13 protein-coding genes and 1 pseudogene are annotated in these 12,258 nt (G+C 71.1%); 8 read left to right on the top strand and 6 right to left on the bottom strand.

What is annotated here, in order from left to right; translation table 11 throughout:
- Nucleotides 1-24: 24 nt before the first annotated feature.
- On the bottom strand, nt 25-306 hold the full coding sequence (locus tag ACCP09_RS17660; protein ID WP_123684902.1) for a hypothetical protein: 282 nt from the start codon (nt 304-306) through the stop codon (nt 25-27).
- A 77-nt stretch (nt 307-383) separates the two neighbouring features.
- Between ACCP09_RS17660 and ilvA the strand changes: the two genes are divergently transcribed.
- The gene (gene ilvA, locus ACCP09_RS17665) at nt 384-1,589 is read left to right on the top strand and encodes a threonine ammonia-lyase (protein ID WP_017984813.1); all 1,206 of its coding nucleotides are present in this window, start codon (nt 384-386) and stop codon (nt 1,587-1,589) included.
- On the opposite strand, the gene hppD is transcribed toward ilvA, so the two are convergent.
- A complete protein-coding gene (gene hppD / locus ACCP09_RS17670) occupies nt 1,586-2,749 on the bottom strand; it encodes a 4-hydroxyphenylpyruvate dioxygenase (RefSeq protein WP_027934083.1) in 1,164 nt (387 codons plus the stop codon). The two genes, ilvA and hppD, sit on opposite strands and share 4 nt — an antisense overlap.
- Before the next feature lie 81 nt (nt 2,750-2,830).
- Here hppD and ACCP09_RS17675 point away from each other — a divergent pair, with 81 nt between their 5' ends.
- Entirely contained in the window at nt 2,831-3,343 is a 513-nt protein-coding gene (locus ACCP09_RS17675; protein WP_123684903.1) for an Lrp/AsnC family transcriptional regulator, read from the top strand.
- Here ACCP09_RS17675 and ACCP09_RS17680 read toward each other — a convergent pair.
- The 3 genes from ACCP09_RS17680 to ACCP09_RS17690 all read right to left on the bottom strand — a co-directional run bounded on the left by ACCP09_RS17680 (nt 3,322) and on the right by ACCP09_RS17690 (nt 5,473).
- Entirely contained in the window at nt 3,322-4,113 is a 792-nt protein-coding gene (locus ACCP09_RS17680) for an MBL fold metallo-hydrolase (protein ID WP_433747973.1), read from the bottom strand. The genes ACCP09_RS17675 and ACCP09_RS17680 overlap by 22 nt on opposite strands.
- Nucleotides 4,114-4,360: 247 nt before the next feature.
- Nucleotides 4,361-4,858, bottom strand: coding sequence for a transcription elongation factor GreA (greA, locus tag ACCP09_RS17685; protein ID WP_026153483.1), 498 nt, complete (start codon nt 4,856-4,858; stop codon nt 4,361-4,363).
- Nucleotides 4,859-5,047: 189 nt separating this feature from the next.
- Nucleotides 5,048-5,473, bottom strand: a complete 426-nt coding sequence (locus ACCP09_RS17690; protein WP_017984808.1) for a DUF4307 domain-containing protein — start codon at nt 5,471-5,473, stop codon at nt 5,048-5,050.
- Nucleotides 5,474-5,576: 103 nt separating this feature from the next.
- On the opposite strand from ACCP09_RS17690, the gene mca reads away from it, so the two are divergent.
- The 6 genes from mca to ACCP09_RS17720 are packed head-to-tail and all read left to right on the top strand — an operon-like array spanning nt 5,577 to nt 11,595.
- Nucleotides 5,577-6,488 (top strand): mycothiol conjugate amidase Mca, encoded by a 912-nt coding sequence (gene mca / locus ACCP09_RS17695; RefSeq protein ID WP_017984807.1) that lies wholly within the window; start codon nt 5,577-5,579, stop codon nt 6,486-6,488.
- Nucleotides 6,485-6,814 carry a hypothetical protein gene (locus ACCP09_RS17700; RefSeq protein WP_027934087.1) on the top strand — a complete coding sequence of 110 codons (330 nt, stop codon included), beginning with the start codon at nt 6,485-6,487 and terminating at the stop codon, nt 6,812-6,814. Before mca ends, ACCP09_RS17700 begins: the two co-directional genes overlap by 4 nt.
- A gap of 37 nt (nt 6,815-6,851) precedes the next feature.
- Nucleotides 6,852-8,882: a thioredoxin domain-containing protein gene (locus ACCP09_RS17705; RefSeq protein WP_433747978.1), complete on the top strand. Its 2,031-nt coding sequence runs from the start codon at nt 6,852-6,854 to the stop codon at nt 8,880-8,882.
- 55 nt (nt 8,883-8,937) lie between these two features.
- Nucleotides 8,938-9,510, top strand: a complete 573-nt coding sequence (locus ACCP09_RS17710; RefSeq protein WP_017984804.1) for a hypothetical protein — start codon at nt 8,938-8,940, stop codon at nt 9,508-9,510.
- A gap of 42 nt (nt 9,511-9,552) precedes the next feature.
- Complete coding sequence (locus ACCP09_RS17715; RefSeq protein ID WP_433747981.1) at nt 9,553-11,442, top strand: acyl-CoA dehydrogenase family protein; 1,890 nt, start codon at nt 9,553-9,555, stop codon at nt 11,440-11,442.
- Nucleotides 11,443-11,448: 6 nt separating this feature from the next.
- Nucleotides 11,449-11,595 (top strand): hypothetical protein, encoded by a 147-nt coding sequence (locus ACCP09_RS17720; protein ID WP_433747984.1) that lies wholly within the window; start codon nt 11,449-11,451, stop codon nt 11,593-11,595.
- A 41-nt stretch (nt 11,596-11,636) separates the two neighbouring features.
- Here the strand turns inward: ACCP09_RS17720 and ACCP09_RS17725 are convergent.
- Nucleotides 11,637-12,253 (bottom strand): annotated as a pseudogene (locus ACCP09_RS17725) (TetR/AcrR family transcriptional regulator).
- Between the last annotated feature and the right edge of the window lie 5 nt (nt 12,254-12,258).

A 12,258-nucleotide genomic window follows, 5' to 3' on the forward strand; every position in this document is an offset into this window, starting at 1 on the left:
GCGTCGCGGCGCTTCCCCGCTCGGTCAGGGCCGGTAGTTGTTCAGCTCGGCCGTCTTGGCGTCCCCGGTGGTGGTGCCGGTGCGGATGCCCTCCAGGTCGGAGCCGTTCACGCACCCGCCGACCAGCTCGACGTAGTTGTCGTGCCGGATGTACTGGGCCGGGTCGCCGCAGTTGGCCCTGTCGACCGTGTAGACCGCCGCGCCGGTGAGGGCCAGGGCGGACGTGACGCCCGCGACCAACGGCAGCAGGCCGGCCGCACGCGTGGCGCGGCGGACCCGTCCGCCCGTTTCACCCCGTGCTGGCATGGCTACTCCCGATTCGCCGTACTGACCGGCTCCCAGGGTACCGAAACCCGTGAGGTGCGAGTGGCATGATCCGGGATATGGATCTGGTGGACGTCGACCGCATCCGCGAGGCGCGGAAGCTGCTCGAGGGGATCATCCGCGTCACGCCGATGGAGCACGCCCGTGACCTGGAGCGGGCGCACGGCGGCCCGGTCCACCTGAAGTGCGAGAACCTGCAGCGCACCGGCTCGTTCAAGATCCGCGGCGCCTACACCCGTCTGCACGGGCTGAGCGCCGAGGAGCGGGCCCGTGGGGTCGTGGCCGCCAGCGCGGGCAACCACGCGCAGGGCGTCGCGCTCGCGGCGTCGCTGCTGGGCATCTCGTCGACCGTCTTCATGCCGACCCGCGCGCCGCTGCCCAAGCTGGCCGCCACCCGCGGCTACGGCGCGGACGTCCACCTGCACGGTGACGTGCTGGAGGAGACCCTGGCCGAGGCGATCGCGTTCGCGGAGCGGACCGGCGCGGTGTTCATCCACCCCTTCGACCACGCGGACATCATCGCCGGGCAGGGCACCGTCGGGCTGGAGATCCTGGAGCAAGTGCCGGAGGCGGCCACGGTGCTGGTGCCGACCGGCGGCGGCGGGCTCGTCGCGGGCGTGGCGTGCGCGGTGAAGGCGTCGCGGCCGGACGTGCGGGTCGTCGCGGTGCAGGCCGAGGACGCGGCCGCGTTCCCGCCGTCGCTCGCGGCCGGTGGCCCGGTGCGCCTGCGTGAGATGCAGACGATGGCCGACGGCATCGCGGTCGGCCAGCCGGGGCCGGTGAGCTTCGCACACGTGGCCGCGAAGGTCGACGACGTCCTCACGGTGTCGGAGGAGTCGCTGTCCCGCGCGGTACTGCTGTGCTTGGAGCGCCGCAAGCTGGTCGTGGAGCCGGCGGGTGCGGCGGCGGTGGCGGCGTTGCTGCAGTACCCCGGCGAGTTCGCGGCGCCGGTGGTGGCCGTGGTGTCCGGCGGCAACGTGGACCCGTTGCTGCTGCTGCAGATCATCCAGCACGGCATGACGGCGGGCGGGCGCTACCTCGCGCTGCGGCTGCGCGTGCCGGACCGGCCGGGGTCGCTGGTGTCGGTGCTGTCCCGGGTGCGGGACCTGGGCGCGAACGTCCTCGACGTCGAGCACTCGCGGATCTCCGGCGCGCTGGCCCTCGGCGAGGTCGAGATCGCGCTCAAGTTGGAGACCCGCGGGCCCGACCACTGCGAGGAGGTCCACGCCGAACTCCAGCGCGCCGGGTTCACCGTCGTCGGCTAGAGGTTGCCGCGCCGCTCCTGCTCGCGCTCGATAGCCTCGAACAGGGCCTTGAAGTTGCCCTTGCCGAAGCCGAGCGAGCCGTGCCGTTCGATCAGCTCGTAGAAGACCGTGGGCCGGTCGCCGACGGGCTTGGTGAAGATCTGCAGCAGGTAGCCGTCCTCGTCGCGGTCGACCAGGATCCGGTGTTCCTTCAGTGTCTCGATCGGCACCCGCACCTCGCCGATCCGCGCGCGCAGCGCCGGATCGTCGTAGTAGGAGTCCGGGGTGTCCAGGAACTCCACGCCGGCGGCGCGCATCGCGGTGACCGTGCCGACGATGTCGTTGGTGGCCAGCGCGATGTGCTGGCACCCGGCGCCGCCGTAGAACTCCAGGTACTCGTCGATCTGCGACTTCTTCTTCGCCACTGCGGGCTCGTTGAGCGGGAACTTCACCCGGTGGTTGCCGTTGGCGACGACCTTGCTCATCAGCGCCGAGTACTCGGTGGCGATGTCGTCGCCGACGAACTCCGCCATGTTCGTGAAGCCCATGACGCGGTGGTACCAGTCGACCCAGTGGTCCATCTTGCCGAGCTCCACGTTGCCGACGCAGTGGTCGACGGCCTGGAACAGCCGCTTGCGCTGCGGCGTCTCCCGCGCCTGGAAGCCGGGCAGGTACGGGCCGGTGTAGCGGGAGCGGTCGACGAGGCTGTGCCGGGTCTCGCCGTAGGTCGCGATCGCGGCCCTGCGCACGATGCCGTGCTCGTCGGAGACGTCGTGCGGCTCCTCCAGGACCGTGGCGCCCTGGGCGCGCGCGTGTGCGACGCACTTGTCCACATCGGACACTTCGAGCGCGAGGTCGACGACGCCGTCGCCGTGGCGGCGGTGGTGGTCGAGCAGCGGGGAGTCCGGGCGGACGCCGCCGGTGATGACGAAGCGCGCGGAACCCGACTTCAGCACGAACGCCTTGTGGTCCGGCTGCCCGGTCTCCGGCCCGGCGTAGGCGACGAGCCGCATGCCGAACGCGTGCTGGTAGTACCACGCGGTCTGGGTGGCGTTGCCGGCGATGAACACGACGGCATCGAGCGATTTCACGGGGAACGGATCGGCGGTCTCATCGTGCTCGACCAAACCGACGAGCTGGCGCAACTGGTCGTAGTCGACATCGTCGAGAGCGTTCGTCATGTCTGGCAGAATGCGTAGTTCGTCGCATCCTGGGCAACAGTGGCGCCATTCTCTGGACAAATTGACCAGTGTTCGCCGAGGATGATCTATCAAATCGGGCAATGTGACCAGGAGGATGCGGTGGACGCGCTCGACGCCCGGCTGTTGCTGTTGCTCACCGACGCGCCGCGGCTGAACGTGCTGGAGTGCGCGCGCCGGCTCGGCGTCGCCAGGGGCACCGTGCAGGCGCGCCTGGACCGGCTCACCGAACAGGGCATCCTCGGCGGCTTCCCGCCGCAGCTGAACCTGGCGGCCATGGGGTACGGGCTGACCGCGTTCGCGGTGATCGAGATCGCGCAGGGCCAGCGCACCTCGGTGTCCGAGGCTCTGGACGCCATCGAGGAGGTCTGCGAGGTGCACGCCACCACCGGGCAGGGCGACCTGTTCGTCCGGATGGTGGCGCGCGACCACGACGACCTGCAGCGGGTCATCGACGCCGTGGTGAGCGTGCCGGGTGTGCGGCGCACGTCGACGTCACTGGCTCTGTCCACGCCCGTGCCGCCGCGCGTCCGGCCGCTGCTGGAACGGCTCGCCTACGAGACGAACTCCAGGTAGCGCTTGGCCGAGCGCTGCACGACGTCGTAGCCGTCCTGCCGCACCACCGCGTCCCACCACGCGCCGTAGATTGCGTCGAAGCGGTAGCCGGCGAGGATCTCCGCGGCGCGCCGCACGACCGACGGCCGCTCCGGGATCAGGTTCGGGTAGCTGTACATGAACGCGACGAACCGGCGGTCCGGGATCACCTGGACGATGTCGCCGGACAGCAGCGCGCCCCGGCCGTCCTCGCCACCGGACCAGTGCAGGACCGTGCCGCCGGTGAAGTGCACACCCAGGTTGACCAGTGTGAGGTCGTCGCCGACCTGCTTGGTCTCGCCGCTCCACAACTCGATGCGCTCGTCCGGGCGGCCGATCCACTCGCGGTCGCCTTCGTGCAGGTAGACCGGCACGTCGAAGGCGTGGGCCCACTCGACGCAGGTCGTGTAGTAGTGCGGGTGGCTGATCGCGATGCCGGTGATGCCGCCGCGGCTGGTGATGTGCTCGGCGATCGTGTCGTCCAGGTACGCGGTGAGGTCCCAGAGGAAGTTGCCCCTCGCGGTCTCGACGAAGAGGGCGCGCTGGCCGATGCCGAACTTCGGGGTGCAGGCGATGCCGGTGATGCCTTCGCCCTCCTGCTTGATGAGGGGCTCGTGCTCGGCTCGGAGCGTGGCGAAGTCGGTCCACCGCTGGCCCGATGGTGGGACGTACTGGCGCTCGTCCTCGCAGATGGGGCAGTCCGCGCGGGGGGAGGCGTACTGCATGCCGCAGGTCACGCAGATGGGGTTCATGTTTCCTGACGCTACGCGGGTTTCTCGGGCGCCGGGCTGCGCTTCGCTACCCCCGGATCTTGGCAACCGATTTGGCTGGGGATCGGGTTGCGGGAGGGGGCTGGCTCGGGGGGTTCCGGGCTTCCGTTGCCGGCCGGCGGTAACCGCGGGTGTCGGTCGGCTCTCCGCCGAACCTGTCCACACAGCGAAGCGGCTGCTCCGGACGATGCTCCCGCCCGGAGCAGCCGCTCCGAAAAAAGTGTGGGTCTCAGCCGGAGTAGGGCACGGCCTTGACCAGCGTCACCTTCTGCGTGCTGCCGTTGGGCAGCTCGTACTCGCGCGACTCGCCTTCCTTGGCGCCCAGCAGGGCCTTGCCCAGGGGCGACTCGGGGGAGTACACGTCGAGTTCGCCCTCGGCGCCCTCTTCGCGCGTGGCGAGCAGGAACTTCTCGTCCTCGTCGTCACCGTCGTAACGCACGGTGAGGACCTTGCCCGGCTCGGCGACCCCGTCGTTCTTGGGGGCCTCGCCGACCTTCGCCGACCGCAGGAGTTCCTGCAGGTGGCGGATGCGGGCCTCCTGCTGGCCCTGCTCCTCGCGGGCAGCGTGGTAACCGCCGTTCTCGCGGAGGTCGCCTTCTTCGCGGCTGGCGTTGATCTTCGCAGCGATGACCGGACGATTCTCGATCAGCTCGTCGAGCTCGTGCTTGAGCCTGTCGTAGGCTTCCTGGGTCAGCCAGGTCACCTGGGTGTCGCTCACGGCCACCATCTCCTCGTCGTGCCTGCCGGACATGGGTGTTCATGCCGGCAGCCGCACTCGATCGAGTGCGGCTGGATAAAGGAAAAACACGGCCCGTCTGGGCCGTGCCGGTAGATCAGGGTACCACGGCAGGGCAGGTCAGCGCCGGTGTCTTTCTCAGAAACCGGGCATTCGTCGCGTCATTCACCCCGTTGGCCGCTAACTCCTTGACAGATACTCCGGGATGTCGTATGAGCAGCCGTACACGTCGGCGGTGACCGGGCGGTCGATGCTCCGCACGACCACGTCGACCCGGCTGTCGTTCGCCGGGATGTAGACCTCCCGCCGCCCGCTCTCGGCGCCGCTGATGTCCCGCGTCCGCACGATGCACACGCCCGGCCGGTCCGGCTCGTCCCGCGTCACGTTCAGCGAGATCGTCATCGCGTTGCCGGGCAGCTCCTCGAACGTGACACGTTCCGCACTGATGGGCGCGGCGCCCAGGTTCACGTACCCGATCCACGCGACGGCGCAGCTCACGACCAGCGCGATCCCGGTGAAGACCCACACCCGCCAGCGGCGGCTCGGCCTGCGCGGCCGCCCGTAGCGGCCGTCCGGCAGGGACGGCGGGGCGCTGGCGGTGCTCAAGTGCCGGGCCTCCGATCGAACTTGTCGTACCCCCGGGGACAATGGAGGCAACCGCAGTATCTCTCCGGGGCGGAATAGGGATTCAGAAGGGGTCGTTGGACGCATGGTGGGTTCTGACGAGCTGATGTCCGGGACGGGATCGCGCCTGCGTCTCATGGCGGTGCACGCACATCCCGACGACGAGTCGAGCAAGGGTGCGGCCACGATGGCGCGCTACGTCGCCGAGGGCGCCGAGGTCATGGTGGTGACCTGCACCGGAGGCGAGGCCGGGAGCATCCTCAACCCGGCCATGGACCGGCCCGAGGTGCTGGCCAACATGTCCGCCATCCGCCGCGAGGAGATGGCCAAGGCCGCCAAGATCCTCGGCGTCCAGCACCGCTGGCTGGGTTTCGTGGACTCCGGCCTGCCGGAGGGCGACCCGCTGCCCCCGCTGCCGGAGGGCTGCTTCGCGCTCACCCCGCTCGAGGAGCCGGTGCGCGAGCTGGTCAAGGTCATGCGCGAGTTCCGCCCGCACGTGGTGCTGACCTACGACGAGAACGGGGGCTACCCGCACCCGGACCACATCCGCACCCACGAGGTCTCCATGGCGGCCTTCGACGCCGCCGCCGAGCCGGACAAGTTCCCCGAGGCGGGCGAGCCGTGGCAGGCGCTCAAGCTGTACTACATGCACGGCTTCTCCCGCGCCCGCATGCAGGCCTTCCACGACGCGCTCGTCGAGGCCGGCCTGGAGTCGCCGTACGCGGAGTGGCTCGGCAAGTGGGACCCGGACCGCGCGGACGTCATGGAGCGGGTCACCACGCGCATCGAATGCGCCGACTACTTCGAGGTCCGCGACGAGGCGCTGAAGGCGCACGCCACCCAGATCGACCCGAACAGCCGGTGGTTCTTCGTGCCGCTGGACATGCAGCGCCGGGTGTGGCCGACGGAGGAGTACGAGCTGGTCCGTTCGCTCGTGGACAGCACGCTGCCCGAGGACGACCTGTTCGCGGGCGTCCGTGAGAAGGTGAACACATGAGTCTCTTGTTGCCGGTGACGGCGCCGGTCGCCACGACCGCCCTCGTCCTCGCGCAGCAGCCGGGCAACGGCGACAACGGCGGCCAGGGCGAGGACTTCGGCAAGTCCTCGCCGCTGGGGTTCCTGATCCTCCTGCTGTTCCTCATCGCCGTCGCCCTGCTGGTGCGCTCGATGACCAAGCACCTCAAGCGCGTTCCGGCCACCTTCGACCCGGAGGAGAAGGCCGAAGCCGAGGCCGACGACGCCGCCGAGAAGGACGAGGCCGGGAAGCCGGCTGTGCCCGATTCGGAGCCGGTCAAGCAGCCTGAGAAGAGCGAGAGCAGCTAGCGCGGCGGCGCTACGGGCGCCGTGACACCCTGGTGGCATGGCCAACCGACTCGCCGCCGCGACGAGCCCCTACCTGCTGCAGCACGCCGAAAACCCGGTCGACTGGTGGCCGTGGAGCGCCGAGGCGCTCGCCGAGGCCAAGCGCCGGGACGTGCCGATCCTGCTCTCGATCGGTTACGCCGCGTGCCACTGGTGCCATGTGATGGCCCACGAGTCCTTCGAGGACGCCGAGACCGCGCGCCTGATGAACGAGCACTTCGTCAACATCAAGGTCGACCGCGAGGAGCGTCCCGACATCGACGCGGTCTACATGACCGCGACCCAGGCGATGACCGGCCAGGGCGGCTGGCCGATGACCTGCTTCCTCACCCCCGACGGCGAGCCGTTCCACTGCGGCACCTACTACCCGCCGCAGCCGCGGCCGGGCATGCCGTCGTTCCAGCACCTCCTCGTCGCCGTCGCCCAGGCCTGGCAGGAACGCCGCGACGAACTGCGCGAGGGCGCAGGCAAGATCGTCGAGCACCTCGCCGGGCAGCTCGGGCCGCTGCCGCCGGCCCCGGTCGACGCGGGCGTGCTCGACGCCGCCCTGCTGAAGCTGACCGGGGAGGCCGACCCCGCACGCGGCGGTTTCGGTGGCGCGCCGAAGTTCCCGCCGTCGATGGTGCTGGAATTCCTGCTGCGCCACCACGAACGCACCGGCTCCGCCGAGGCGCTGTCCCTTGTGGAATCCTGCGCCGAGGCGATGGCCCGGGGCGGCATCCACGACCAGCTCGCCGGCGGCTTCGCCCGCTACTCCGTGGACGCGTCCTGGGTCGTGCCGCACTTCGAAAAGATGTTGTACGACAACGCTTTGCTGCTGCGGATCTACGCGCACCTGGCCCGCCGCACCGGCTCCGCCCTGGCCGCCGGGGTCGCGCGCATGACCGGCGAGTTCCTGCTCGCCCGTCTCCGCACCGAACAGGGCGGGTTCGCCGCGTCGCTCGACGCGGACACCCTCGGCGAGGAAGGCCTGACCTACGTCTGGACGCCCGCGCAGCTGCGTGAGGTGCTCGGCGACGACGACGGCGCGTGGGCCGCGGAACTGTTCAGTGTCACCGAATCCGGCACGTTCGAGCACGGCACCTCGGTGCTGCAGCTGCGGCGTGACCCGGACGACCGGGAACGCTTCGAGCGGGTCCGCGCGGCGCTGCTGGCCGCCCGCGACGAGCGGCCGCAGCCGGGACGCGACGACAAGGTGATCGCGGCCTGGAACGGCCTCGCCATCACCGCGCTGTGTGAGGCGGGCGTGGCGCTCGACGAGCCGCACTGGGTGTCCGCGGCCCTGGACGCCGCGTCCGCGGTCCTCGGCATCCACCTCCGCGACAACCGCCTGCGCCGCAGCTCGCGGGACGGGACCGCCGGCGACGCGGCGGGCGTGCTCGAGGACTACGGCTGCCTGGCCGAGGGGCTGCTGGCCCTGCACCAGGCGACCGGGGACCCGCGCTGGCTCACCGAGGCCACGAACCTGCTGGACACCGCACTCGCCAACTTCGCCGTCGCGGACACCCCGGGCGCGTACCACGACACGGCGGACGACGCCGAGGTCCTCGTGCACCGGCCGTCGGACCCGACCGACAACGCCAGCCCCTCCGGGGCTTCCGCACTGGCGAACGCGCTGGTCACGGCGTCGGTGCTGGTCGGGCCGGAACGCTCCGCGCGGTACCGGGCAGCCGCCGAGGAGGCCGTGCACCGGACGGGCCAGCTGATCGCCAAGGCGCCCCGCTTCGCCGGGCACTGGCTCACCGCGGCCGAGGCGCTGCTGGCCGGGCCCGTCCAGGTCGCGATCGCCGGGCCGGACTCGACCGAGCGGGACCTGCTGCGCGCGGTGGCCGCCCGTCGTGCGCACGGCGGCGCGGTCGTGCTGGCCGGGGAGCCGGACGCGGCGGGCGTGCCGCTGCTCGCGGACCGGCCGCTGGTGAGCGGACAGGCCGCGGCCTACGTGTGCCGCGGTTACGTCTGCGACCGGCCCGTGACCAGCCCCGACGACCTCGTTTCGGCCTTGTCCGCCCGCAGTGAACAGGGGATCTGACGCGCTCGTTCCGGCGTAGCGTGTGTTGCAACGTAATCATGTAATCGCGGAGGCGATGGACATGCGCACACACGCACAGTGGGGACGAGGCTGGAAGGGCCGCGGTCAGGCCGAGGCGCCGCCGGCGGACGACGCGGCGGGCTGGTTCGCCGGACGGCTCCCGGACGGCTGGTTCACCGGCGCCCCGGACATCACGGTGGACCGCGAGGAGATCCTGATCGTCGGCGAACTGCCTGCGCTCACCGACGAGTTCGCCGACGACGCCGCCCGCGCCGCCGCCGAGTCGGGGCGCATCAGCCGGTTCCGCGAGGAGACCCGCGAGCACCGCATCGAGATCGCGCGCCAGGCCGAGCACCGGTACCAGCGCAAGGTGTCCTGGGGCGCGCGCCTCGGCGGCACCGAAGAGTTGTTCACCACACAGTCGGTGCCGGTGATGACGCGCCTGCGCCAGCCCGAGCGGCTGGTGCTCGACACGCTCGTCGACGCGGGCGTCGCGCGATCCCGTTCGGACGCCCTGGCCTGGGCCGTCCGGCTCGTCGGGCAGCACGCCGAGGAGTGGCTCGGCGAGCTGCGCGAGGCCATGTCGAAGGTCGACGAACTGCGCCGGGAGGGGCCGGATCTGGGCTGAGCTCGCCATGCGGGACCGCGGAAGTTACGCCAGAGTAGGAACATGAACCCCGATGCGTTGACCGCGGTACTGGATGGACAGTGGGCCCAGCTGCGCCGGGAGATTCGCGCGCAGTTCGCCGGGTACGACCTGGACGAGCCCTACGACCTGAGCACGGAGGAATACCGGGCCTGGGTGCTGGACCGCCTGCGGGAACTGGCCAAGAGCGGCTGGCACCGGCTCGGCTTCTCCCGCGAGTACGGCGGTGGGGGAGACATCGGCGGTTCGGTCGTGTCGTTCGAGATGCTCGGCTACGGCGACCTGTCGCTGATGGTGAAGTCCGGTGTGCAGTGGGGCCTGTTCGGCGGCGCGATCCAGTTGCTTGGCACGGCTCCGCACCACGAGCGGTACCTGGCCCGCATCATGGACCTGGACCTGCTCGGCTGCTTCGCCATGACCGAGACCGGACACGGCTCGGACGTGCAGCACCTGCGCACCACGGCTACCTACGACCCGGCGACGCGCGAGTTCGTCATCGACACCCCGGACGAGCAGGCGCGCAAGGACTACATCGGCAACGCGGCGCGACACGGCCAGATGGCGGTGGTGTTCGCGCAGCTGGTCACCGGCGGGGAAAGCCGTGGCGTGCACGCTTTCGTGGTGCCGATCCGGGACGAGACGGGCGCGCCGATGCCGGGCGTGGAGATCGGCGACGACGGCCGCAAGGCGGGCCTGAACGGCGTCGACAACGGGCGCCTGACGTTCCACTCCGTGCGCGTGCCGCGGGACGCGCTGCTCAACCGGTACGGCGACGTCACCGAGGACGGCACCTACACGAGCCCGATCGAGAGCGACAACCGCCGGTTCTTCACCATGCTGGGCACACTGATCCGCGGCCGGATCAGCGTGGCGGGCGGCGCGATCCACGCCACCGAGCGGGCGCTGGCGATCGCGACCCGGTACGCGGAGAAGCGCCGCCAGTTCGGCCGTCCCGGCGCGGACGGCGAGACGGTGCTGCTGGATTACCGTGTGCACCAACGGAAACTGCTGCCGGCGATCGCGCGCACCTACGCGCTGCACTTCGCGCACGAGGAGCTGACCCGGGCGCTGCACGACATCCAGGGCACCGCGGACGCCGAGGAACGGGCGCAGCGCGAGCTGGAGTCCCGGGCCGCGGGCATCAAGGCGATCGCGACCTGGCACGCCACCCGCAGCATCCAGATGGCGCGGGAAGCGTGTGGTGGCGCGGGATACCTGTCGGAGAACCTGCTGCCCGCGCTGAAGGCCGACACCGACGTGTTCACCACGTTCGAGGGCGACAACACGGTGCTGCTGCAGCTGGTCGCGAAGGGCCTGCTGACGAGCTACCGCGACCACTTCGCCGACCTGAGCCCGCTGGCGACGGCCCGGTTCGTGGCCGAGCAGTTCGTCGGCGCGGTGATCGAGCGGACCGCGGCGCGCAAGGTGATCGAGCGGCTGGTGGACGCCGCGCCCGGCCGGGACGACGACGATGTGCTGTTCGACCGCGGCTGGCAGGTGAAGCTGTTCGAGGACCGCGAGCAGCACGTGCTGGAGGGCTGCGCACGACGGCTGCGCCGGGCCGCGGAGGCGGACCCGTTCGAGGTGTTCAACGACGCGCAGGACCACGTGCTGCGTGCGGCGAAGGTGCACGTCGAGCGGATCGTGCTGGAGGCGTTCGTCGCGGCGATCGACCGGTGTGCGGACCAGGACGCGCGGGCCCTGCTGGAGCGGGTGTGCGACCTGTACGTGCTGTCGAACGTCGAAGAGGACCGCGCGTGGTTCCTGGAGCACGGCCGGCTGACGTCGGCGCGGGCGAAGGCGGTGGTCGCCGCGGTGAACGACCTGTGCACCGAGCTACGCCCCCACGCGCGACTGCTCGTGGACGGCTTCGCGGTGCCGGAACCGTTCCTGCGCCCCGCGATGCTGCGTTAGACGCGCGTGCTGACCTCCTCCGTGCTCGGGGCGCTGACTGAGAGCGCGGAACGACTCCTGGCCACCGGGGCCGACGTCGTCTTCGTCGCCGGGTGCAAGATCAGCCGCTTCAACGAGAGCTTCTTCGCGGGCTCGGCACCCGGGAACGCCTAGCGACGCCGGCTCCGGCGCCTGCTCGGCTGACGACCGCGCGGTCAGCGGGCGAGGTGGGTTCCGATGCCGTCGAGCAGGAAGTCCAGCCCCCTGCGGAACGTGGCGTCGGGCCTGCTTCCGTCGCGGACGAAGGCTGCCAGCGCCGGGTATCGGCCCGTCGCGAAGGCCCGTTCCAGGTGCGGCCAGGACGCGGCCTGCCACTGCGTCTTGTCCATCCCGCTGGCCCGCTCGGCGCGCCGCTCCGCGATCTCCCGCCGCACGGCGCCGATGACGTACGAGTCGACGGCCGCGACCACCGGCAGGACGGCGTCCGCATCGACGCCGCGCAGCCCGGCGACCACCGCCTCCAGCCTGGCCAGCGCGTTCGGCCCGAGCTGGGGCCGTCCGCCGAGCAGGTCGGCGAGCCATTCGTGCCGGTGGACGGCCTGCCGGGTGGCTTCCGCGAGCGACCGCAGCACCTCCCGCCAGCCCTCGCCGGAGGGCCGGACCTCGGCTTGCACCGCGTCGACCATCAGGTCGAGCAGCTCCTCCTTCGTTTCGAGGTAGCCGTACAGCCGCCGACGCCCAGCTCGGTGGCGACCTTGCGCAGCGACACGGCGTCCAGGCCGTCCGCATCGGCCAGCCGGATCGCCGCCTCGACGATCCGCTCCCGGCTCAGTGCTC

It is taken from the genome of Amycolatopsis sp. 3B14 (genome assembly GCF_050958625.1).
In the GTDB taxonomy this organism is placed as follows: Bacteria; Actinomycetota; Actinomycetes; order Mycobacteriales; family Pseudonocardiaceae; genus Amycolatopsis_E; species Amycolatopsis_E thermoflava.

Coding starts and splice junctions, on each gene's coding strand:
- ACCP09_RS17660 (WP_123684902.1), bottom strand. CDS start 306: ATGCCAGCACGGGGTGAAACGGGCGGACGGGTCCGCCGCGCCACGCGT.
- ilvA (WP_017984813.1), top strand. CDS start 384: ATGGATCTGGTGGACGTCGACCGCATCCGCGAGGCGCGGAAGCTGCTC.
- hppD (WP_027934083.1), bottom strand. CDS start 2,749: ATGACGAACGCTCTCGACGATGTCGACTACGACCAGTTGCGCCAGCTC.
- ACCP09_RS17675 (WP_123684903.1), top strand. CDS start 2,831: ATGATCTATCAAATCGGGCAATGTGACCAGGAGGATGCGGTGGACGCG.
- ACCP09_RS17680 (WP_433747973.1), bottom strand. CDS start 4,113: ATGAACCCCATCTGCGTGACCTGCGGCATGCAGTACGCCTCCCCCCGC.
- greA (WP_026153483.1), bottom strand. CDS start 4,858: ATGGTGGCCGTGAGCGACACCCAGGTGACCTGGCTGACCCAGGAAGCC.
- mca (WP_017984807.1), top strand. CDS start 5,577: ATGGTGGGTTCTGACGAGCTGATGTCCGGGACGGGATCGCGCCTGCGT.
- ACCP09_RS17700 (WP_027934087.1), top strand. CDS start 6,485: ATGAGTCTCTTGTTGCCGGTGACGGCGCCGGTCGCCACGACCGCCCTC.
- ACCP09_RS17705 (WP_433747978.1), top strand. CDS start 6,852: ATGGCCAACCGACTCGCCGCCGCGACGAGCCCCTACCTGCTGCAGCAC.
- ACCP09_RS17710 (WP_017984804.1), top strand. CDS start 8,938: ATGGACATGCGCACACACGCACAGTGGGGACGAGGCTGGAAGGGCCGC.
- ACCP09_RS17715 (WP_433747981.1), top strand. CDS start 9,553: ATGAACCCCGATGCGTTGACCGCGGTACTGGATGGACAGTGGGCCCAG.